The sequence below is a fragment of the Lysobacter sp. A289 genome, assembly GCF_054072675.1.
Map to the genome: position 1 here is coordinate 1,414,514 of NZ_JBSVRN010000001.1, position 21,797 is coordinate 1,436,310.

General features: G+C 63.9%; 18 protein-coding genes and 1 pseudogene. 9 read left to right on the forward strand and 10 right to left on the reverse strand.

What is annotated here, in order from left to right; translation table 11 throughout:
- Positions 1-2 precede the first annotated feature (2 nt).
- The 9 genes and pseudogenes from ACW5DN_RS06455 to map form a co-directional block, all read right to left on the reverse strand.
- Entirely contained in the window at positions 3-1,712 is a 1,710-nt protein-coding gene (locus tag ACW5DN_RS06455; protein WP_456961906.1) for an urease subunit alpha, read from the reverse strand.
- Positions 1,705-2,247, reverse strand: coding sequence for an urease subunit beta (locus tag ACW5DN_RS06460; protein ID WP_456961907.1), 543 nt, complete (start codon positions 2,245-2,247; stop codon positions 1,705-1,707). The genes ACW5DN_RS06455 and ACW5DN_RS06460 overlap by 8 nt, the downstream gene beginning before the upstream one ends.
- Entirely contained in the window at positions 2,244-2,546 is a 303-nt protein-coding gene (locus ACW5DN_RS06465; RefSeq protein ID WP_456961908.1) for an urease subunit gamma, read from the reverse strand. The genes ACW5DN_RS06460 and ACW5DN_RS06465 overlap by 4 nt, the downstream gene beginning before the upstream one ends.
- Positions 2,547-2,705: 159 nt before the next feature.
- Entirely contained in the window at positions 2,706-3,179 is a 474-nt protein-coding gene (locus tag ACW5DN_RS06470; RefSeq protein ID WP_456961909.1) for a DUF1456 family protein, read from the reverse strand.
- Positions 3,176-4,318, reverse strand: a complete 1,143-nt coding sequence (gene dapE / locus ACW5DN_RS06475; RefSeq protein ID WP_456961910.1) for a succinyl-diaminopimelate desuccinylase — start codon at positions 4,316-4,318, stop codon at positions 3,176-3,178. Before dapE ends, ACW5DN_RS06470 begins: the two co-directional genes overlap by 4 nt.
- Positions 4,315-4,674, reverse strand: a complete 360-nt coding sequence (locus ACW5DN_RS06480; protein ID WP_456961911.1) for a Spx/MgsR family RNA polymerase-binding regulatory protein — start codon at positions 4,672-4,674, stop codon at positions 4,315-4,317. Before ACW5DN_RS06480 ends, dapE begins: the two co-directional genes overlap by 4 nt.
- A 128-nt stretch (positions 4,675-4,802) precedes the next feature.
- Positions 4,803-5,633 (reverse strand): annotated as a pseudogene (gene dapD, locus ACW5DN_RS06485) (2,3,4,5-tetrahydropyridine-2,6-dicarboxylate N-succinyltransferase); the annotation flags it as partial.
- A 17-nt stretch (positions 5,634-5,650) separates the two neighbouring features.
- Positions 5,651-8,272 (reverse strand): [protein-PII] uridylyltransferase, encoded by a 2,622-nt coding sequence (gene glnD, locus ACW5DN_RS06490; RefSeq protein WP_456961912.1) that lies wholly within the window; start codon positions 8,270-8,272, stop codon positions 5,651-5,653.
- Entirely contained in the window at positions 8,269-9,045 is a 777-nt protein-coding gene (gene map, locus ACW5DN_RS06495; RefSeq protein WP_456961913.1) for a type I methionyl aminopeptidase, read from the reverse strand. The genes glnD and map overlap by 4 nt, the downstream gene beginning before the upstream one ends.
- Positions 9,046-9,380: 335 nt before the next feature.
- Here map and ACW5DN_RS06500 point away from each other — a divergent pair, with 335 nt between their 5' ends.
- From ACW5DN_RS06500 to tsf, 8 genes are all read left to right on the forward strand, one after another.
- Positions 9,381-9,887, forward strand: coding sequence for a Csu type fimbrial protein (locus tag ACW5DN_RS06500; RefSeq protein ID WP_456961914.1), 507 nt, complete (start codon positions 9,381-9,383; stop codon positions 9,885-9,887).
- A gap of 119 nt (positions 9,888-10,006) precedes the next feature.
- Positions 10,007-10,525, forward strand: a complete 519-nt coding sequence (locus ACW5DN_RS06505; protein ID WP_456961915.1) for a Csu type fimbrial protein — start codon at positions 10,007-10,009, stop codon at positions 10,523-10,525.
- 25 nt (positions 10,526-10,550) lie between these two features.
- Positions 10,551-11,297 carry a fimbrial biogenesis chaperone gene (locus ACW5DN_RS06510; protein ID WP_456961916.1) on the forward strand — a complete coding sequence of 249 codons (747 nt, stop codon included), beginning with the start codon at positions 10,551-10,553 and terminating at the stop codon, positions 11,295-11,297.
- A complete protein-coding gene (locus ACW5DN_RS06515; RefSeq protein ID WP_456961917.1) occupies positions 11,248-13,638 on the forward strand; it encodes a fimbria/pilus outer membrane usher protein in 2,391 nt (796 codons plus the stop codon). Before ACW5DN_RS06510 ends, ACW5DN_RS06515 begins: the two co-directional genes overlap by 50 nt.
- Positions 13,635-14,660 (forward strand): Csu type fimbrial protein, encoded by a 1,026-nt coding sequence (locus tag ACW5DN_RS06520; RefSeq protein ID WP_456961918.1) that lies wholly within the window; start codon positions 13,635-13,637, stop codon positions 14,658-14,660. The genes ACW5DN_RS06515 and ACW5DN_RS06520 overlap by 4 nt, the downstream gene beginning before the upstream one ends.
- Before the next feature lie 217 nt (positions 14,661-14,877).
- Positions 14,878-15,195 carry a hypothetical protein gene (locus tag ACW5DN_RS06525; protein ID WP_456961919.1) on the forward strand — a complete coding sequence of 106 codons (318 nt, stop codon included), beginning with the start codon at positions 14,878-14,880 and terminating at the stop codon, positions 15,193-15,195.
- 367 nt (positions 15,196-15,562) lie between these two features.
- Positions 15,563-16,501: a 30S ribosomal protein S2 gene (gene rpsB / locus ACW5DN_RS06530; protein ID WP_456961920.1), complete on the forward strand. Its 939-nt coding sequence runs from the start codon at positions 15,563-15,565 to the stop codon at positions 16,499-16,501.
- A gap of 71 nt (positions 16,502-16,572) precedes the next feature.
- On the forward strand, positions 16,573-17,457 hold the full coding sequence (gene tsf / locus ACW5DN_RS06535; protein ID WP_456961921.1) for a translation elongation factor Ts: 885 nt from the start codon (positions 16,573-16,575) through the stop codon (positions 17,455-17,457).
- Between the two features lie 206 nt (positions 17,458-17,663).
- On the opposite strand, the gene ACW5DN_RS06540 is transcribed toward tsf, so the two are convergent.
- A complete protein-coding gene (locus tag ACW5DN_RS06540; RefSeq protein ID WP_456961922.1) occupies positions 17,664-20,714 on the reverse strand; it encodes a TonB-dependent receptor in 3,051 nt (1,016 codons plus the stop codon).
- Between the two features lie 303 nt (positions 20,715-21,017).
- Here ACW5DN_RS06540 and pyrH point away from each other — a divergent pair, with 303 nt between their 5' ends.
- Positions 21,018-21,740 carry a UMP kinase gene (gene pyrH / locus ACW5DN_RS06545; protein ID WP_456961923.1) on the forward strand — a complete coding sequence of 241 codons (723 nt, stop codon included), beginning with the start codon at positions 21,018-21,020 and terminating at the stop codon, positions 21,738-21,740.
- Positions 21,741-21,797 lie beyond the last annotated feature (57 nt).

Genomic DNA, 21,797 nt, shown 5'->3' on the forward strand with positions numbered 1-21,797 from the left:
CGTCAGAACAGGAAGTAGCGCTGCGCCATCGGCAGCTCGGTGGCGGGCTCGTGCTCGATCAACTCGCCGTCCACCCTGACCGCATAGGTGTCGGGATCGACTTCGATGTGCGGCAAGGCCGTGTTCTCGGGCAGGTCCTTCTTCGTTCGCCCCCGGCAATTCTCGATCGCAACCAGCGGGCGATTAATGTTCAAGCGGCCGGCGAGGCCGTCGTCGATGGCCACCTGGGATACGAACGCGACGCTGGTGGACGCGGCCGCGCGGGTATGCACGTTGAATCCCAGCCGTTCGAGCACGGGCTGAGGCGTGGGGATCGACGCGTTGGGGTCGCCGAGGGCGGCGACGGCCGCCATGCCGCCCTTGAACACCAGTGCCGGCCGCACACCGAACAGAGCCGGCTGCCACAGCACCAGGTCGGCCATTTTCCCCACTTCCACCGAACCGATGTGTTTCTCCAGCCCGTGTGCGATGGCAGGGCAGATGGTGTACTTGGCGACGTAGCGGCGTGCCCGATGGTTGTCGGCACGGCCATCGCCGGGCAGGCTGCCGCGGATTTTCTTCATCCGGTGCGCGGTCTGCCAGGTGCGGATGACAACCTCGCCAATGCGGCCCATCGCCTGCGCATCGGAGGACATGATCGAAATCGCGCCGAGGTCATTCAGCACATCCTCCGCCGCGATCGTGCCGGCACGGACGCGGCTTTCGGCAAAAGCCAGGTCGTTGGGCACCTGCGGATTCAGGTGGTGGGCAACCATCACCATGTCCAGATGCTCGTCCAGCGTGTTGTGCGTGAAAGGACGGGTGGGATTGGTCGAAGCCGGCAGCACGTTGAGCTCACCCGCAATGCGGATGATGTCCGGCGCGTGGCCGCCACCCGCGCCCTCGGTATGGAACGAGTGGAAGGTGCGCCCCGCCACCGCCTCCAACAGGTCTTCGACGAAGCCCGCTTCATTGAGGGTGTCGGAGTGGATCGCGACCTGGACGCCGGATTCTTCCGCCACCGACAACGCGGCGTTGATAGCCGCCGGCGTGGCACCCCAGTCCTCGTGGACCTTGAATCCGCCGACACCGCCGCGCAGTTGTTCCCACAGGGCCTCGCGCGAAACGGTGTTGCCACGGCCGAGAAACAACACGTTGAGGGGCCACGGATCGAAGCCTTCCAGCATCCGTTGCATCCACCACGATCCGGGCGTGGCCAGGGTGGCCTTTGAACCTTCGGTCGGCCCGGTGCCGCCGCCGACCACCGTGGTGGTTCCGGAGGCGAGCGCGATCTCGAGCATCTGCGGACCCACGTAGTGGACGTGGGTGTCGACCGTGCCGGCGGTCATGATCAAGCCGTTGCCGGACATGATCTCGGTGCACGGGCCAATCACGAGATCGGGATGCACGCCGTTCATGGTCTCGGGATTGCCGGCCTTGCCCAGTGCAACGATGCGGCCGTCACGAATGCCGACATCGGCCTTGATCACCCCCCAATGATCGAGGATGACCGCACCGGTGATGACGAGATCCGGCGTGCCCTCGGCACGGGTCGCGCTCGATTGCCCCATGGATTCGCGGATGGATTTGCCGCCCCCAAAGACGGCTTCATCGCCACCCGCGCAACGGTCTTCCTCCACCTCGATCACCAGGTTGGTATCGGCAAGGCGGATGCGGTCGCCCTTGGTGGGGCCATAGGAGGCAACGTACTCGGCGCGTGCAATCCTAGTCATCGAGCTTGCCTCCACATAACCCGCGCAAGCCGAAAACAACGCGTTGCCCCTGGATCGGCACGAGCTCCACTTCCTCGACGGCACCGGGTTCGAACCGCACCGAACCGCCCGAGAGCACGTTCAAGCGTTGGCCCCAGGCCACCGACCGGTCGAACTCGAGGGCGGCGTTGACCTCGGCGAAGTGGAAATGCGACCCGACCTGTATCGGCCGGTCGGCTCCGTTGACCACCCTGACGGTGGTCACCTCGAGTCCGATGTTGATCTCGATGTCGCCCTCCCCCAGCAGCACCTCGCCCGGGATCAGCGGATCGGATTCTTTCAGTTCACTTGCCGACTCCCGCCGTGGCGCCTGCCGCTCGCCGGTACCCGGGCGGCGCGGCTCGCTTGGCCCGCAAATGCCTGACGAGCGGGTCCGTCCCTCCGATTCGGACGTGCATTCCGGATAATCGCGGCCCGGGTCGTCCGAGGCATGCCTTCGCTCGCCTTGATCCGCGGACGGGAAGTCTGGATTCTCGAACGGATTGGAGATCTTCATCGCACCGGATCCGTTACGGTTACCAGCTTGGTGCCGTCCGGGAATGTCGCCTCCACCTGGACCTGCGCCAGCATCTCGGGCACGCCCTCCATTACGTCATCGCACCCGAGCACGTTGCGGCCCGATTCCATCAAGTCGGCGACGGTCTCGCCGTTGCGCGCGCCTTCCAGCAGGAACGAGGTGATGACGGCGGTGGTTTCGGGCAGATTCAACTTGAGTCCCCGAGCCTTGCGCTCCAGGGCAAGCTTGCCGGCCAGGTAAATCATGAGCCGTTCTTGTTCGTGCATACTCAGGAACATCGAACCCTCCCACGCGCAGGCCACGACAAGCACACGCCGCGCTGCGAACAGGTGGCGTGACTTCAGGCCATCGGTATAACCAGAGCCGCGTTAAAGGTACGTCGTCGAGTTCGTGCACCCGGTTTTCGCCCGGGCATTGACGCCGGGATGGGCCGACCGTTACTCGCTGCCCCGCAGGCGCAGGGTCAATCCCTTGAGGAAATTGCGCAGCACCTGGTCCCCGCAACGACGGAAATGCTTGTGGTCGGCCTGGCGGAACAATGCGGTCAACTCCGGCTTCGAGATCGGGAAGCCTGCGGCGTCGAAGACCTGGTGCATGTCGACGTCCTTGAGCTGGAAGGCGACACGCAGCTTCTTCAGGACGATGTTGTTGGTGATCCGCTTTTCCACCGGCCGTGGCGGCAGGCTCTCGTCGCGGCCGCGACAGTGCAGTACCAGCCCGTCCAGGAAGTGCGCGAGGACGTCGTCGGGACACTCGATGAAGTCGGCGTCCTCGTCCCTCTTCAGGAACGCCTGCACATCCAGCTTCTCGATCGGGAAATCCGGATCGGCCAGCCTGGTGATCTCCACCACTTTGATGTCGCTCAGGTCGAGCATGAAACGGATACTGCGCAGTACGTCGTTGTTGATCATGGTGTCTCCGCGAGCAGCAACCGCTCGATCAGGGCCAAATATAGTCCGGGCAAGGCTTCCAGGTCCGCTACGCTCACGTGCTCATCGACCTGGTGGATACTGGCGTTGACCGGACCGACCTCGATGCACTGGGTGCCCAGGGTCGCGATAAAGCGCGCGTCGGACGTGCCACCACCGGTGCTTTCTTCCGGGGCCGCGCCAGTGAAGCCGGCCAGCACGTCACGCGCGGCGGCACGCAGCGGGCCTTCGGGGGTATGGAACGGCTCGCCGCTGCGATGCCAGTGAATCGTGTAATCCAGCGCGTGGGCCCGCAGAACCGCCTCGCATTCACTCTCCAGCTGCGCGGCGTTCCAAGCTGGGTTGTAGCGCAGGTTGAACTGGACCTGCAACTCGCCGGGAATCACGTTGCTCGCGCCGGTGCCGGCTTGGAGGTTGCTGACCTGCAGACTGGTCGGCGGGAACGATTGGTAACCATCGTCCCAGACCCGCGCGGCCAGCTCGGCCAGCGCAGGCAATGCCTGGTGGATGGGATTGCGCGCCATGTCGGGATAGGCCACGTGGCCCTGCACGCCGCGCACGGCCACGGTGCCGGTCAGGCTGCCTCGACGCCCCACGCGCAACAGGTCGCCCAGTACCGCGGTGGATGACGGCTCGCCGGTGATGCACCAGTCGATGCGCTCATCGCGCCCGCGGAAGGTCTCGGTCACCCGGCGCACGCCGTCGATCGCATCGCCTTCCTCGTCGGAGGTCAACAGCAATGCGATGCGGCTGGGGTGACCGGGATGGGCGGCAACAAACTGCTCGGCGGCGACGACAAACGCGGCCACGCTGCCTTTCATGTCGGCGGCGCCGCGCCCGTACAGGATGCCGTCGCGGATCTCCGGAACGAATGGATCACTGGACCAATCTTCCCGCGGGCCGGTCGGAACCACGTCGGTATGGCCCAGCAACAGCAGGGTGGGAGCGGCCGGATCGCCATGGGTCGCGTACAGGTTCTCGACGGCGCCGAAACGAAACGACTCGCATACGAACCCGGCCCCCGCCAGTCGCGAGGCGACCAGCACCTGGCATCCACCATCATTCGGTGTAACGGAGGGCCGCGAGATCAAGTCGCAGGCAAGGTCGACAACGCCACTCACGGTTCGATCCCGAACCGTGCCTTGAAGCCGTTGTCGCTGAAACGCTGGCTGACCTGGCCGTCATCGGTAACCACCACCGGGCGCCGGATCAGCTGCGGGTATTCCTTCAGCAGCAGCTTCCACTCGGCGTCCGAACCCGGAGTCTTGCGGGTGTCGGGCAGTTGGCGCCAAGTGGTGGATGATTTGTTGATCATCGTTTCCCAGCCGCCCAACTGGTCCTTCCACGCGGCCAGCGTCTCCGGCGCCTGGCGCTGGTCGCGGTAATCGACGAACGCATGCTCGATACCGAAGCGGTCGAGCCATTTGCGCGCCTTGCGGCAGGTATCGCAGTTGTTGAGGCCATAGACAGTGGTCATGTTGGTCATTTCCGTTGTTCGCGATCCGGGCGATCGTAGATCCGGCGCAATGCCATCGCGCCCTACACTCCGGCGATCGTAGGGTGGATTAGCCGAAGGCGTAATCCACCGTTTTTCGATGTGCCCGGCTAATCCGCCAGGCCGCGCAACAATTCGTTGACGCTGGTCTTGGAGCGGGTCCTGGCGTCGACCTGTTTGACGATCACCGCGCAGTACAGCGAGTGCGAACCGTCCTTCGATGGCAGCTGCCCCGACACCACCACGCTGTATGGCGGCACCGAACCGTAGCTGATCTCGCCGGTCGCGCGGTGGTAGATGCGGGTGCTCTGGCCGAGGAAGACGCCCATCCCGATCACGCTGTGGTGGCCGACGATGAAACCTTCGACCACCTCCGAACGCGCGCCGATGAAGCAGTGGTCCTCGATGATCGTCGGCGTCGCCTGCAGCGGCTCCAGCACGCCGCCGATGCCGGCGCCACCGGACAGGTGAACCCCGTTGCCGATCTGGGCACACGAACCCACCGTCGCCCAGGTGTCGACCATGCTGCCCTCGCCCACGTATGCACCAATATTGACGAAGCTCGGCATCAGCACCACGTCCTTGCCGATGTGGGCGCCGCGACGAACGATCGCGCCAGGCACCACGCGCGCGCCGAGTTGGCGGAACGAAGCCTCGTCGAAGTCGCCAAAGCGCGCCGGGATCTTGTCCCAGAACGGTGCGGGGTAGGACTCCACCACTTCCATGTCCTGGGTGCGGAAATACAACAGCACGGCTTTTTTCAACCACTCATTGACCTTCCAGCCGCCGTCGCCATCGGGCTCGGCCACCCGGAACTCGCCGTTCTCGAGGCCTTCGATCACCCGCTCCACGACCGGTCGGGTGGAGCCTTCGATTTCCGCCGAGGTCAACGTGGTGCGCCGTGCGAAGGCGCCTTCGATGGTGGCCTTCAACTCATCGGTCGCGGAAATGCCTGGACTCACTGGTGTTCTCCTTCAATGCAGGCGAGCAGCGCAATGCTCAACGCCTGCTGGCGGCCCTCGTCCAACGGCTGGTTGTGGCCGTCGGCATCGGTGGCGGTGATCTGGAACACGTCCTCGGCGCGGGCGCCAAAGGTCGCGATACGTGCGTCGTGCACGCGCAGGTCCTGGTCGCGCAGGGCCTGGGCAACATCGGCGAGCAGGCCGGGCCGGTCGGTGCAAACCAGGCTGAGCGTGCTGCGGCCATCGCCGGTATCGTTGAAACCGATGCTCGGCGGTATCCTGAAATGACGCAGGTGGCGGGGCAAGGTGCGTCGGGCCGGCCGGATGTCCTCCAACGCGCCATCCAAGGCCAGCGCGAGGCGGTTGGCCACCGTATCGGCGACCGGTGCATGGCGCGGATCGACCGGCACCACCTCGAAGGTATCGAAGATCGTGTGGTTGGGGCCGTCCAGCACCCTCGCCTGCTGGATCGCCAACCCGCAGCGGTCCAGCACGGCGACGATCGCCGCAAACAGCCCGTCGCGATCCGGCGAGTGCACGAACACCTCCAGCGCACCGGTATGGGCGGCCACCGCACGTACCCGGACGCGCGTATCACCGGCGGCCACTCCGCGCAGGGAGGCCGCCTGCCAGGCCAGTTGCTCCGGCCGGCCGCGCTGGAAAGACAACAGCGGCATGCGCTCGAACAACTCATCGACCCCGGCATCATCGATGCCGAACGCGCTCAGCATCGAATGCACCGCACGACGCGTCTCCGCGCTGCGGTCGGCGGCGTCCAGGGGATTCTCCAGGCCGCGTCGCAGCGCCAGCCGGGTAGCCGCGTACAGATCGGCCAGCAACCGGTCCTTCCACGCATTCCACAGCTTCGGCGAGGTGCCGGCGATGTCGGCGCAGGTCAGCAGGTACAGGTGGTCCAGCCGTTCGCGGTCGGCAACTGCGGTGGCGAAGCGGTGGATCACGTCCGGGTCGGCAATGTCCTGTTTCTGCGCGGTCATCGACATCAGAAGATGCTTGCGTACCAGCCATTCGACCAACGCGGTATCGGTCTCGGTCAGGTCCATAGCGGTGCAGAACACTCGCGCATCCTCGCCCCCCAGCACCGAATGATCACCGCCACGCCCCTTGGCGATGTCGTGGAACAACGCCGCCAGCAACAGCAGTTCCGGCTTGCGCAATCGTGGCCAGACCTCGTGGGCCAACGCAAAGCGGTCACTCGGCCCGCCGGACGCGAACGACGCCAGGTTACGCAGCACCGCAAGGGTGTGCTGATCAACGGTATAGACGTGGAACAGGTCGAACTGCATCCGCCCGGAAACCTGCAGGAATGCCGGAATCCAGCGCCCCAATACACCCAGCCGCGCCATCCGGGTCAGCGTGCGCACCGGTTGCGTGCCACGCAGCAATTTCAGGAACTGCTGCCGCAGCGCCGGTTCGGCATGGCCGAAATCCGGGAACGTCGGCAGCGCCTCGGCCAGCGCCCGCGCGGTATGCGAATGCAGGCCGCTCAACTCACCGCGCGCGGCCCAGGTCGCGAACAGCGCAAACACCTGCTCGGGGGTGTGCGGCCACTCGGGGTCGCGCGCGGCGAGGTAGCCCCGGCGCAATTCGAACAGGTCATCCAGCGGTTCGGGCTCGGCTTCGCCTTCCAACTGCTCCTCGAAGCGCTGCAACAGGCGCTCGCCAATGCGCAGCACCAGCGAGGCGTTGCGGTAGAAGCCCTGCATCATCTGCTCGACCGCCAGGGTGCCGCCCACATCCTCGAAGCCCAGTCGGGTCGCCAGCAACTTCTGGTAGTCGAAACGCAACCGCTCCTCGCGCTTGCCGGCCACCAGGTGCAAGCCGTAGCGCAACCGCGCCAGTGCACGTCGCTCGCGCTCCAGGGTGGCGACCTCATCAGCGCCAAGCTGGCCAAAGGCGACCAGAGATTCCATGTCGGCGGTACCGATGATCCGCAGCGCCATCCAGTTCAGGGTCTGCACGTCGCGCAAGCCACCCGGGCCCTCCTTCAGGTTGGGCTCCAGGTTGTCGGCAGTGTCGTCGAAACGCGCGTGACGCTCGCGCAACTCGATGCGCTTGGCTTCGAAGAACTCCTGTGGCGGCCACACCAGCCTGGGCGATACCGCGCCTTGCAACTCGCGGCGCTCATGCTCGTTGGCGGCCAGCGGACGCGCCTCCAGCAGGGCCGTCAACACGGTGATGTCCTCGATCGAGGCCTCGGTGCATTGCTCAAGCGAGCGCGTGCCATGGCCCACCGGCAGTCCGCTATCCCACAACACCGCAAAGAACCGGGCCAGCGAATCGGCATGGGCCCGGGACGCGGCCGGCTCGGCCATCACCAGCAGGTCGATATCCGATTGCGGGTACAACTCGCCACGGCCGTAGCCGCCCACGGCAAACAACGCCAGCTCTGCGTCCGCGGGAATACTCCGCTGCCACGCCGCCTGCACCACGACATCCACCGCCGCCGCGCGCTCGGCCAGCAACCGGTCTATGTCGGCATCGGCGTCGAAACGGGCCGCAAAACCGGCGTCGTGCACGGCCAACTCATCACGGGCACTCGCCGCCCATACTGCATCTTGTTGCCCGCCCTGAATGGCGCCAGGGTCGGGGTCGTTCATAGGTCGTTGTCGTCGCCTGGCACGCGGGTCAGGATCTCCACGCCATCATTGGTGACCAGCACCGTGTGCTCCCATTGCGCCGACAGCGAACGATCCTTGGTGACCACCGTCCAGCCGTCCGGCAGTACCCGGGTATGACGCTTGCCGGCGTTGATCATCGGCTCGATGGTGAAGGTCATTCCCGCCTCCAGCACCAGCCCTTCGCCAGCGCGCCCGTAATGCAGCACCTGCGGTTCGTCGTGGTAGACCTTGCCGATGCCGTGACCGCAATACTCGCGCACCACGCTGAAGCGCTCGGACTCCGCGTACTGCTGGATCGCATGGCCGACATCGCCCAGCGTGGCGCCGGGCTTCACCACCCGGATGCCGCGAAACATCGCCTCGCGGGTGACATCGACCAGGCGCTGGGCCAGCACCGAAGGGGTTCCGACGATATACATGCGACTGGTGTCGCCATGCCACCCGTCCTTGATCACGGTGACGTCGATGTTGACGATATCGCCGTCCTTGAGCACCTTGGCCTCGTTGGGGATGCCGTGGCAGATGACGTTGTTGACCGAGGTGCAGACGGTCTTGGGGAAGCCCTTGTAACCAACGTTGGCCGGGATCGCCTTCTGCACATTGATGATGTGGTCGTGGCAGATGCGATCAAGCTCCTCGGTAGTCACGCCCGGCTTTACGTGCGGGGCGACAACCTGCAGGACTTCGGCGGCCAGGCGGCCGGCGATGCGCATCTTCTCGATGTCTTCGGGGGTTTTGATATTGACTGGCATCCAGACATTATCGCCCATTTCCGCGACGGCCCAAATGGAAGGCGCAACGGGGCGTGAGTATCGGCCGCGATGAGGGTGGACATCACCCAAGCGATCCGATTGCAGTCACAGAACCGAGCCCTTTTACGAAACTGCCACCTGACTGAATGTGACGCGCCCCCCCGACTTAATGTGACGCAGTCGGTCATTTGTCGTCTCGCGCCAATTCCCCGCCACACCGCTGAGTCAATGATTCGGCACCCGATAACGGCTGTCGAAAAACTGGCACGGCACTTGCGTCAGGACTTTGGCAGCCCTTCCCGTAACGCGCCACGAGCGCCGGAGCCGATAGTCCCATGAACCTGTTCAAGACCAGCCTGCTTGCCACAGCCCTGATCGCCGCCGGCGCGATTGCCCCGGCCCATGCGGTCAACAACAAGACGTTTGATGTCGAAATCGAGATTATCAACTCGTGTCACGTGACCGCGACGGAAAACGTCAGTTTCCCGAACCGCACGGCTACCGCCGGAACCGTCAGTTCCACCGGCTCGGTCACGGTGCAGTGCACCAATGGCTTGGCGGGCTACAAGCTCGTACTAAACGACGGCCTTCACAGCGGCGCCATCGGCACTCGCAACATGCAGATCGCCTCCGGCACCGCCACCATCTCCTATGAGCTGCGCCAAGAGAGCGCGACCGGCACGATCTGGGATGCTGGCGCCGTCGCCACGGGTGACGGCAAGGGCTTCGGAACCGGAGCACCGTACGACCAGCCTCACATCGTGTATGCGACGGCAACCATCCCCGGCGATGCGTTGGCCGGCGAATACTCAGATACCGTCACCGCCACCGTCACATTCTGATTGGGGATGGGCCGGCGCGGACACTGCGTCCACGACCGGTCCGGGGCACATGGGCGGCTGCGATGCCGCCCATGTCGCTTGCTCCCGATTGCCACCGCCTCGCCCGGTCTCCTCCAGCCATGAATGCCATCAAGTCGGCGCTATGCACGGCGATGCTGGCCGCTTGCGCGGTGGCCGGACCGGCCCGGGCCGGGTCGTTGGAGACGCAATTCGAGGTCTATCTCGATGTCGTCGCGAGCTGCACCTTCGTCAGCGCCGCGGACGTCGCCTTCGGCAACCAGACCGTGGTCCCCGGGCAGTCGCTTGAAGCCTTCGGCTCGCTGCGGGTCAGCTGCAACGTACCCGTGGCCTACCGGATCAGCCTGGACCAGGGCTTGCGTGGCACGGGTGCCAACGATCGAAAAATGGCCGCCGCCGGCGGCGACACCATCGCCTACCAGCTCTACAGCGGCAATACCGGAACCAACAGTTGCAATGCTGCCGCCGGCACCCAATGGGGCAACGCCACCGCCGGCTGTGTGTACGGCGACAGCTACGGCGGCGTCGAGCAGGAGATCCAGATCCACGGCAAGTTGACGATCGACAACCCGCGCGCCGGCAGTTACAGCGACACCATCACCGCCACCATTACCTATTGAAGTCACGCAGATTGCCTTGAATGCCATGAGCCGATTGATTCCTACAAGCTGGAAAGCCCTGATGCTGTTGGCGCTGCTTGGCCCCTGCGGCCCGGCGTTGGCGGCGAGCCTGCAAGTCGCACCTACTTCGGTGGAATTGCATGCCGACGAAAAAGGCGAAGCAGTCTGGCTGAGCAACACCGCCACCGACACTCCGGTGCGTGCCCAGGTCCGGCTGTTCCGCTGGACCCAGCAGGACGGCACGGACACCCTCGAACCCACCACCGATCTTGCAATCAGCCCGCCACTGGTCGAACTGGCCGGCGGCGCGCGTCAACTGGTCCGGGTCATCCGCACCGGCCCACCGCCAACCGGCCCTGAGACCAGCTACCGGATCATCGTCGACGAAGTGCCCAGTGGCGAGACAGCCAACCAGACCGGGCTGAAGTTCCTGCTGCGTTATTCGATCCCGGTATTCGTGCTGCCGACCGGCGACACCCCGATCACCTACGACCTCAGCCCCCGCATAGAGCGCGCCGACGACGCAGCAACCCTGGTGGTCGGCAACCGCGGGCGCAGGCATGCGCAGCTGGCCGACCTCGCCTACCTCGATGCCGGCGGCAAGCGCCACGAACTGATGCCAGGCCTGGTTGGCTACGTATTGCCGGATCAGACCATGCGTTGGGTGCTTCCGGCGTCCGCATCCCGGTATCTCGACAATGGCAGCTTCAAGGTGCGGATCAATGGCGAAGCCGTCGAGCAAACGCTCACGCTCGACCCTGCGACGCGTTGAGCCCCTGCTGCTGCTCGCCTGCTGCCTGCCGACCTATGCCCTGGCGGCGGGCCCGTCCGTGCCTGCGCTGGGTCCGGTGCCCTCGGCCCAGACCGACCTGCCACTGTATCTTGATGTCGAACTGAACCAGCAACCAACCGGCCTGCTACTGCCGTTCGTATCACGCGATGGCCGCCTGTTTGCCCGCGCCGACACCCTCGCCCAACTCAATTTCCACCTGCCCGATGCCGCGTCCGGACAACTGGTTGCGCTGGACGAACTGCCCGGCGTACAGGTGAGTTACGACGCCGCGCTGCAACGGGTGTCGATCACCGCTCCGCTGTCGCAGCTCGACCTGGAGACCACCGTGATCGCTCCCGACCGCGACCAGATCCTGCCCGCCACAAATTCGCCGGGCCTGCTGCTCAATTATGATCTCTATGCCAACCATGGAAGTCGCTCCAGCAACGCTACCGCCTACGCCGAGTTGCGCGCGTTTGGCGGCCATACCGGAGTGTTCAGCACCACCGCGGTCACGCGCGCGTTCCGCAGCGATGCGAGCGAACGCTGGCAGGGCGACAGTGTCCGGCTGGATTCCAGTTGGGAGTGGTCATTTCCGCGATCGATGCTCAGCCTCAGCGTCGGCGATACCACTACCGGCAACCTGGGCTGGACTCGCGCGGTCCGCGTCGGTGGCATCCGCATCGGCCGCGACTTCGGCCTGCAGCCGTACCGCGTGACCACCCCGCTACCGGCGTTCCTTGGCGAGGTTGCCGTGCCGTCGGAGCTGGAGCTCTACGTCAACGGTGTCAAACAGTATTCCGGCGAAGTCCCCGTCGGGCCCTTCCAGCTGACCTCGCAGCCGAACATCAACGGCGCCGGCAACGCACAACTGGTCATCACCGACGCGTTCGGCGCGGTGCGCACGCTGAACTTTCCGTTCTACGCCAGCCAGAACCTGCTCGCCGGCGGCTTGTCGGACTGGTCGGTCACCACCGGCCTGATCCGCGAAGACTACGGCCTGCGGTCGTTCTCCTACGGCAATCGTCCGGTCGTCAGCGGCGAATGGCGCTATGGCCTGAGCGATGTCTTCACGATCGAGGCCCACGGCGAAGGCAGCGAGAACCTGCGCAATGCCGGCGCCGGTGCGGTGTGGTCGCTGGGCCAGGCCGGCGTGGTCAGCGCCTCCTACGCCGGCAGCGACTGGCACGACCAGACTGGCTCGCAGACGGCGCTGGCCTACAGCTGGAACAACTCGCGCTTCAACCTGTCACTCAGCACCCAGCGCACCCACGATGACTATCGCGATATCGCCTCCGGCTATGGCCAGGCGCCGGCGCGGGCCAGCGACCGTGCCCTGGTCGGCTGGAACTCCGGGCAACTGGGCAGCTTCGGCGCCAGCTACCTGCGCCTGCAGTACCCCGGAAGCGAGGCCAGCCGCTACGCCAGCGCGTACTGGAACCGCAGCTTCGGCCGCGACTGGGCGCTCAACTTCAGCATCAACCAGAACCTCGACGACGGCGACGACCGCAGCCTGTACCTCGGCATTTCGGTCAACCTCGGCGAGCGACGTGCGCTCAATACCTCGTTGCAACGCAACGCCGGCCGCGACAGTGCCAACGTCGACATCAGCCAGTCGGTGCCGACTGTCGGTGGCCTCAGTTGGCGTGTGCGTGCCAGCCATGCCGACGGCAGTGGCGGCAGCAGTGGCCTGGCCGAAGCGGGTTGGCTAGGCGACCACGGCCGGGTCAACGGCGGCGTGGCCGGCTCGGCCGGCAATTGGTACGGCTATGCGGGTGCCAACGGCGGACTGGTGCTGATGAGCGGCGACGTGTTCGCCTCGCGCAATATCAACGATGCCTTCGCGGTGGTATCCACCGGTGGTATCGCCGAGGTGCCGGTCAAGCTGGAGAACCGCCTGATCGGCACCACCAATGACAATGGCCTACTGCTGGTCACCCCACTCAGCGCCTGGCAGCGTAATCGTTTGGCGATCGACCCGATGGACCTGCCGGCCAACATGCGGCTCGGTCAGATCGAAATGTTTGCCGTCCCCAGCGACCGCGCCGGCACCGAAGTGCCATTCGACGTGCAACCGGTGCGGGCTGCGGTGGTAGTGCTGCATGACGCCACCGGCACCCCGCTCCCTGCCGGCAGCAGCGCCGTACTGCCCGTGAATCCGGCATCGGCGACCTTCATCGGCTATGACGGCGAGGTTTACCTTGATGCCCTCGGCGACCACAACACCCTTCGTATCTCGACGGCGACCGGCAACTGCCAGGTCAGCTTCGACTACCCCACCACCCCGGCCCCGATTCCACGGATCGGCCCACTGACCTGCACCCCGGAGACATTGCCATGAACCGGTTGCGCTTCCTGATTGTTCTGTTGCTGGCCCTCTCTGCGTTGGTTACGCCACCTGCCGCGCACGCCGCGGCGACCTGCAGCATTCTGGAAAGTGACTTGTCCTTCGGAACGGTGGAAATATCAGGATCCACCGACGTGACGGGGTCCATCAGTTACGAATGCGATGTTTCCGCCCCAGGGAACGGGAACTCGGGACATACGATGTCACTACAGGCCTGCATCGGCCTGGGCAACACCACCTCGGGCGGCGGCAACGTATATGACCGTCGCTTGGCTGGAATTGACGACGCGAACGGTCCGAACCCCGACACATTGCCGTTCCAGCTGTACACCGACGTGGCGAGAAGCCAAGCATGGGGCGAGTCCAGCGCGTCCACGCCACCATACCTTGCAACGACACCGGTCATCGTCACTCCCCCCAGTGGCGAATCCAGGAAGGTAACCGGCACCGTGTATGTTTACGGGCGAATCCCATCAAACACGTTGGTGGCCCCCGGCAGCTACGCTGGCAGGGTTGCCGGCAACCTGTACTTCGGATCCGTGCACAACGACAAGATTGCCGACTGCATGGGCGGCGGCGGGGGCAGCGTCCCATTCTTCTTTCTCGTTAGTGCAAGCGTTCCCGGCCACTGCAGCGTCGTCACCGCCAGCGACATGAACTTCAGCCCCGGCGGCATGCCGCTTTCGGGTACCAGCACCGGCCCCCTGACCAGCAGCTCGACCATCGATCTGACCTGCACCAATCGCACTGCTTGGCAGGTTGGCTTGGACGATGGCATGAAACCCAGCAGCGGCGGCAGCAGACAGATGTGCAACCCCGGTGGTGCATGTATTGCGTATCAGCTGACCCAGCCGGACGGCACCACTCCGTGGGGCGTCAAGGCGGACGGCAACACCGTGGACGGCATCAGCGCAGGCACCCAGCAGACCCGGACCGTGAACGGTAGCGTCACCGACCAGCCACTGACCCAAGCCGGGCGCTACACCGACACGGTCAAGGTCATCCTCACCTACTGACAGGCCATCCAGGAACATGGGGAATGCCTCACTACAGCCGAATGCGCGACACAAGTCCGCGATAGCCGCCCGTCGCTCGTGACGGGGTTCACAACTTCGCCACCAAGCGACCAATAACCTGCAGGCGTTCCCGTCTCCGACTCAAGCTTTCCCGGAATCGGCCGTCATATTGACTAACCCGTCTCACCGCATTGCGGGGAGCGCAACGGAGTAGTTGATGCACGCACGCAGAATCGCAGTTGCCACCGCCCTGCTTGGCATGGCCTTTGCGACTCCTTTTGCCACGGAAAGTGCATCGATCCGTGTCGGGATCACGATTGTCCAGGCGTGCAACATCCAGACCACTGCCTTTGACTCCGAACGCGCATTCAATCCTGTGCAGGCCGATTGCTCGGCCAAAACCCCCTACAGCATCGCCCTTGGGGATCGCTCCGTGCATGATGACGGCCGTTCTCGGCCCGCGATCGTTCCCGATGACAACGCCGTCCCGAGTTCACCTGAGCAGCCACTCCCGGTCGCCACGTTAACGCTCTGATCGATGCGTGATGCTTGGGATCGATGCTGTTGCAGGTGTCGCTTTCGCCGCGACCGGATGGTTGGCGGGCGGCCCGGTCTCCGTCCGCTTCTTTGACAGCAGGCTCGTCCTTGCCCGTGCGCCCGGACGCGGTTACAATTTCCCGGCTGCGTAGGCCGTATGCCTTCACTCCGCCCACGCCGGGCGTCACCGGCGAATACACACCTGCTGTCAAAGCCCGTGCCGGGGTGCTTCAAGGCTTGTTGCCTAGAGGTTCGGTCACGGAGGCAGCGGGGAAGTCCAACCCCGGAATCCTTGCCTCGGTTCACGCCGAGACAGCCGCCATACCCTATCCGGCGGCCGGATTCCCTTATCGGAGTTACACCTAATGCCCCAGATCACGATGCGCCAGATGCTGGAAGCCGGCGTCCATTTCGGCCACCAGACCCGCTACTGGAACCCGAAGATGAGCCCGTACATCTTCGGTGCGCGCGGCAAGATCCACATCATCAACCTCGAGAAGACCGTCCCGTTGTTCAACGACGCGATGAACTTCATCTCCGGCGTCGCCCAGAAGCGCGGCGTCATCCTGTTCCTGGGCACCAAGCGCAGCGCCCGCGAATCGATCAAGGAAGAAGCCGAGCGTTGCGGCATGCCGTACATGACCCAGCGCTGGCTCGGCGGCACCCTGACCAACTTCGCCACGGTGAAGAAGTCGGTGGCGCGCCTGAAGGAGCTGGAAGCGGCCGAGACCGATGGCACCTTCGAGAAGCTGGTCAAGCACGAAGTGCTCGGTCTGCAGCGCGAACGCGAGAAGAAGCTGGCCTCGCTGGGCGGCATCAAGGAAATGAATCGCCTGCCCGACGCGATCTTCGTGATCGACATCGGCCATGAAGACATTGCAATCAAGGAAGCCAAGAAGCTCGGCATCCCGGTCATCGCCGTGGTCGATACCAACTACGACCCCGACCTGGTCGACTACGCGATCCCGGGCAACGACGACGCCATCCGTGCCGTGCAGTTGTACGCCCGTGCCGCCGCCGATGCCGTGCTGGAAGGCAAGGCGGCTGCGCCGTCGGCTGCCAGCGTGCGCGAGGAAGACTTCGTCGAGGGTGACACCGACAAGGGTGGCACCGACAAGGCGCCGCGCCGCGCTCCGGCCAAGAAGGCAGCAGCGCCGAAGGCTGCTGTGGAAACCGACGACGCGCCGAAAGCCGCGGATGCAGAAGTGAAGGCCGATACCGCCGAAGCTGAAGACGTTGCGCCTGCAACCGACGCCAAGGCAGCCGAAGACCAGCCGGCCAGCGACACGCCCGCCACGAAGTAAGGCCGCTGTCACGCCGTCGCGCGACACTCGCGCGACGGCTCTATCCCCCCAGAACACCGAGGTAAAACCCCATGGCAGAGATCACCGCCTCCCAGGTCAAGGAACTGCGCGAGCGCACCGGCGCCGGCATGATGGAGTGCAAAAAAGCCCTCATCGAGAACAATGGCGACATCCAGGCATCCGCGGAATGGCTGCGCAAGCAGGGACTGGCGAAGGCCGACAAGAAGGCTGACCGTGTCGCCGCCGAGGGCCGCGTCGCCGCCGCCCAGGCCGATGGCAAGGCGGTACTGGTGGAGATCAATTCCGAGACCGACTTCGTCGCCAAGGATGAGAACTTCATCAACTTCACCGAGACCGTCGCCAACGCCACCCTGGCGGCCGCCGACATCGACGCCCTGAAAGCCACCAAACTGGCTTCCGGCGAGACCGTTGACGAGGCCCGCTCGGCACTCATCGCCAAGGTTGGCGAGAACCTGCAGGTCCGGCGCATGGCCCGCATCGACAGCGAAAACACGCTTGCCGCGTATGTCCACGGTGGCCGCATCGGCGCGCTGGTCGAGCTGAAGGGCGGCAACCCCGGTTCCGACCTCGACGCCCTCGCCCGCGGCCTGGCCATGCACGTCGCGGCAATGAATCCTCCGTATATCTCGCCGGCCCACGTCCCCGCCGACTTCATCGCCAAGGAGAAGGAAATCGCCCTGGCCCAGGTCAAGGACACCGGCAAGCCGCCGGAAATCCTCGAGAAGATGATCTCCGGCAAGGTCGCCAAAACTATCAACGAGTTGTGCCTGACCGGCCAAGCGTATGTGCTGGACACCAACCAGAGTGTCGAGCAGACGCTCAAGGCTGCCGGTGCCGAAGTGGTCAGCTTCGTCCGCCTCGCCGTTGGCGAAGGCATCGAGAAGCAGGCCGACGACTTCCACGCCGAAGTCATGAAGCAGGCCGGACTGGCTTGATCGAAATACCCAGGCCACGTTGAACAAGACCGCGGAGAGATCCGCGGTTTTTTTTGCCTGTAAAAAAGTCGGGATAAAAAAAGACCGCCCGAAGGCGGTCAGGATCAATCTGAGTAGAGAGAACATCACAGATCAGGCGTGGCTAGTTTCTCCGCCTTCGTCATCGCGATCATCGCCGGATGGCCGACGATGATCGCTTGCATCAGTTACTTGAAGTCGTAACGGATCGCAAAACGCACGTTCCGCGGAGTCGAGTAGCTGATCACCCGACCCGCATGCTGGTATGGCACGCTCGGGCCGCCAAGCTCACCGTATTCGATCTGATTCTGCGCGGTCTGGGAGTCGAACACATTGAATACGTCGAACGAGAACTCCAACGCGTTGTTGGCAAAGGCCGGGGCCCAGGCGACGCCGAGATCCAACTTTTTATCCCAAGGCAACCGCCCCTGGCTGCCACGCGGCGTTGGCTCACCGTTGCAGTAGAAGTAGTACGGACCACCATACGCGTAGAGCGTGTTGAACTCTTCATTCTCCGGCGTCTGCGGGTAGTAGCCCATGCAGTTCTTCGGCCGTCCCGACGAGGCCGTGAGCGCGGCGGAGAACCGCCACTCAGGACTTGCCTGGTAGAAACCGTACGCCTTCAGGTAATGACGACGGTCATTGGGCAGGTAACCGTTGGAGTGGTCCATCAATTCCGGGTGGTCCCAGTCCTGGGTTTGCGAAACATCCTGTTGTCCGATGTCAGACTTCAACTGCCCTTCGGCATTGCCATAGTTCCGCGACAACGTGTAGTCCACGCGGCCGTACCACTTGCCGTCGAATGGACGCTCGAGGAAGAAGTCGATCCCCTGATACATGCGTTTCAGCGTCGGGAAGCCAAGGTCCGCAGCACTCAATGCAACCGGGATGAGAGTGCCAGTGCCATCATCGAGCATGAAGGTATTGTCATCGCCCGGGTTGAACAAACGGCATGACGCCAGGGCGTTGCCCAGGTTGTCCGCCATCGCTTCGGACATGCCCTGCCCGATCGCCCAGTTGTAGGCCGGTCGGTAATCGCACATGTCATCAATGGCAGCCTTGAGGTCACGATGGACATAGCGCGCACCGCCATTGAGGTTCGCGGTGATGCTCTTCTCGAAACCGAGGACGAACTCATCCTGGTAATGGGATTCAAGGTCGGACGCGGTCACTGACTGTGGATCGGGCGCCTGCCCGTACTCCCGGTTTGCCGAGTAGGGACCATCGCCCAATGCGGTCTGTCCCAGAGGCTCGCCTGTTACCGGGTCGATACCGGTGAACGCAAAGTACTCATTGGTATAAAGCGAGCCCGCCGCGCCGCGCAACGCGACGTTGTTGGGCATGGCCAGATGGTAGCGCCCGGCGTTGGCGAAAATCTTGAGGGACGCGTCCCCGAAAACATCCCAGCTTGCGCCCAGTCGCGGCGCCCACTGGTCCTTCTGTTCGGCGTAAATTTCCCCATCCGCGTTGAAGTTCTCGAACGATTCGTTGCGCAGCCCCAAGGTCAGGAGTATCTGATCGGTAACCTGCCACCGGTCCTCGAAGTAGTAGGCGGCCTGATCGACGCTGAAGGTACCGCCATTGGAGTACCGGTACTGGGACACGTAATCGCCGTTGCCGCCGGGACAGACAGCGCCACCGCCGCCGGGAATCGATTCACCGCCCGCACCGACACCGCAGGTGTTGTAGATCCAGCGATAGCCATTGGGTCCTGCGGTGACCTCGCCCGCTTGCGAGGTTGAATCCTGCCGGTCATAGCCAACGCGCAGCGAGTGATCACCGACACGCCACTCGAGATCCACACGGAAACCCGATGTCTCGTCGTAGGCATTGGGGTCATCAAGCTGGCCGTAGGTACCGCGCTGGATCGGGTTGGCGATGGAGCGGCCGTCACTCACATACACGACGCTGGGGTCGTACCCGAACGGTGCAGCAACGTGCGTTTGCGTCTGCTCGCCATACAGGGCGGTGAGCGTCAGGCTGTCGGTCAGGTAGCCGGTGTACTTGCCGATATACAGCTCGCCACCATCTTCAAAGTAGTAGCCGCCGGTTTTCTCGCTGCCGATCGGGCTGGTGTCATTGGTGCCCGGGTCGTAGGTGAATGAGTGATAGTCGAGCGATTGCTTGGTGATGTCGGAGATCGCAGTCAACTCGACGATATGGTTGTTGGTGATGTTCCAGTCAACTTTGGCCAGCCAACGCGGGATTTCGAAGTGCGAATCGCTGGCACCGTTGGTGGCGCCACCCGGACGCGACCCGACGTTGTTCTGATCCTGCTCCTCAATTTCGCCAGAAGCGTAAATGAACAATCGATCCTGAATGATCGGACCGCCGACATGAACGCCGTAGCTCCATGAATTTACGTGCTCAAGCTCCTTCTTCTCTTGCACCAAGCCATCATTGGGGGTGCCGTTATCCGGGTAGTAGATATTCCGGTAATCGGCACGCATGCTCTCTGGACGGTAGGTGAGCAGTCCGCCAAACTGCCACTCGTTGCTACCGCGCTTGGTCACGATGTTGACCACGCCACCAGTGGCACGACCAAACTCTGCACCGTAGCCACCAGTAAGCACCTGCATCTGGCTGATGCCATCAAAGGGCAGTGAAGTGGAACCCAGGTTGGTCAACGGGTTGGTGACTGCGTAACCATTGATGTAGAAGGCATTCTCGGAAGCAGACGAACCGCCGAACGACGCTGCACCGGGATAGCGAGAATCAGCCTGGACAACGCCGGGCGCCAGCAGCGCGACCGATTCGATGCTGCGCCCGACCGGCAGCCGCTCCAACTGATCCGCGGTAAAGGTCGTGACGGTGTCGGTCGACGACACGTCGATGTACCTAGCGGCGGTGCCTGTCACCACGATCCGGTCAAGCTCGGTAGCAACAGTACCGCTGCCAGTGCCGGCGCCGGAGAATGTGACTTCCTTGCCGCCACCCAGTGTCAGCTCGATGTTTTCCTGAGTCGCCAGGACCTGACCGTCACGCTGGAGCATGACCTTGTATTCACCGGTCGGCAGGGCGGTCGCGGTATAGCGTCCGCTTGCGTCACTGGTCACCTGCCGAGTGAGGCCGGTATCGACGTTTTCGATCACGACCGTCGCATTGGGCTCGCCGGTGGAACCGAAGATGGTACCGGCCGTGTTGGACTGGGCGGTGGCCACGCCGGACGCGAAGCAAAGGCCGAGTGCCACCGTGAGTGCACTGCGGCGAAAGACGTAATTAATGGATGTTCTGGACAATGTGGTGACTCCCCATGCGCTGCGACGGAAACCCTGCTGGGCGCGACAACGATTACGCCGGTAACAGTCTGTTAACAAGCGTTCAGTAATTTCGCTTCTAGTTATGTGACACGCGCCACACTTTATATTGAACTTTACTGATCTTTGTGACTTGTAATTTCACAATTTTGTGCACACGCACAAGTCACGGGACTTCCAACTCCCGGCCGGAAACCGGTCTGCGCGACCAAGCCCGGGATTGGTATCCAGTACACTTCTTCCCACTTTCTCCGCGCTCCACTCTCTTCTGCCACCGAGGTCTCCATGTCCCAACTCGCCTACCGCCGCATCCTATTGAAGCTGTCCGGCGAGGCGTTGATGGGTTGCGAGGACTACGGCATCGACCCACTGGTGATCCACCGGCTCGCACGCGAGGTGATGGAGGCGCAGGCCGCCGGCGCTGAGGTCGCACTGGTGATCGGCGGTGGCAACATCTTCCGCGGCGCGGGGCTGGCAGCCGGCGGGATGGACCGGGTCACCGGCGACCAGATGGGCATGCTGGCCACGGTGATCAACGCCTTGGCCATGCAGGACGCGCTGGAGAAGCTCGGCGCCAAGGCCCGGGTAATGAGCGCAATCAAGATCAATGACGTCTGCGAGGACTACATTCGCCGGCGCGCGATCCGCCACCTGGAAAAAGGCCGGCTGGTGATCTTTGCCGCCGGCGTCGGTGCACCGTTCTTCACCACCGACTCGGGCGCCGCGTTACGTGCCATCGAGATCGGGGCGGACCTGTTGCTCAAGGCCACCAAGGTCGACGGGGTGTACGACAAGGATCCGAACAAGCATGCGGATGCGGTGCGCTACGACAAGCTCACCTATGACGACGTCATCAAGCGCAACCTGCAGGTAATGGATACCGCCGCGTTCGCATTGGCGCGCGACAGCGACCTGCCGCTACGGATCTTCGACATGAGCCAGCCGGGCGAGCTGTTGAGGATCCTGCGTGGCGAGGACATCGGAACCCTGGTACAGGGCCGCAGTTGACCCGATGACCACCGCGCGGCAGTAGCCGCGGCGGTGCAATAGTGTCCGGCACGGCCG

Bases quoted from the DNA above. Each gene is read 5' to 3' on its own strand.
- ACW5DN_RS06455 (WP_456961906.1), bottom strand. From the start codon at position 1,712: ATGACTAGGATTGCACGCGCCGAGTACGTTGCCTCCTATGGCCCCACC.
- rpsB (WP_456961920.1), top strand. From the start codon at position 15,563: ATGCCCCAGATCACGATGCGCCAGATGCTGGAAGCCGGCGTCCATTTC.
- ACW5DN_RS06465 (WP_456961908.1), bottom strand. From the start codon at position 2,546: ATGTTCCTGAGTATGCACGAACAAGAACGGCTCATGATTTACCTGGCC.
- ACW5DN_RS06500 (WP_456961914.1), top strand. From the start codon at position 9,381: ATGAACCTGTTCAAGACCAGCCTGCTTGCCACAGCCCTGATCGCCGCC.
- ACW5DN_RS06510 (WP_456961916.1), top strand. From the start codon at position 10,551: ATGAGCCGATTGATTCCTACAAGCTGGAAAGCCCTGATGCTGTTGGCG.
- ACW5DN_RS06515 (WP_456961917.1), top strand. From the start codon at position 11,248: ATGGCGAAGCCGTCGAGCAAACGCTCACGCTCGACCCTGCGACGCGTT.
- tsf (WP_456961921.1), top strand. From the start codon at position 16,573: ATGGCAGAGATCACCGCCTCCCAGGTCAAGGAACTGCGCGAGCGCACC.
- ACW5DN_RS06505 (WP_456961915.1), top strand. From the start codon at position 10,007: ATGAATGCCATCAAGTCGGCGCTATGCACGGCGATGCTGGCCGCTTGC.
- ACW5DN_RS06470 (WP_456961909.1), bottom strand. From the start codon at position 3,179: ATGATCAACAACGACGTACTGCGCAGTATCCGTTTCATGCTCGACCTG.
- ACW5DN_RS06460 (WP_456961907.1), bottom strand. From the start codon at position 2,247: ATGAAGATCTCCAATCCGTTCGAGAATCCAGACTTCCCGTCCGCGGAT.
- glnD (WP_456961912.1), bottom strand. From the start codon at position 8,272: ATGAACGACCCCGACCCTGGCGCCATTCAGGGCGGGCAACAAGATGCA.
- map (WP_456961913.1), bottom strand. From the start codon at position 9,045: ATGCCAGTCAATATCAAAACCCCCGAAGACATCGAGAAGATGCGCATC.
- pyrH (WP_456961923.1), top strand. From the start codon at position 21,018: ATGTCCCAACTCGCCTACCGCCGCATCCTATTGAAGCTGTCCGGCGAG.
- ACW5DN_RS06480 (WP_456961911.1), bottom strand. From the start codon at position 4,674: ATGACCACTGTCTATGGCCTCAACAACTGCGATACCTGCCGCAAGGCG.
- ACW5DN_RS06520 (WP_456961918.1), top strand. From the start codon at position 13,635: ATGAACCGGTTGCGCTTCCTGATTGTTCTGTTGCTGGCCCTCTCTGCG.
- ACW5DN_RS06525 (WP_456961919.1), top strand. From the start codon at position 14,878: ATGCACGCACGCAGAATCGCAGTTGCCACCGCCCTGCTTGGCATGGCC.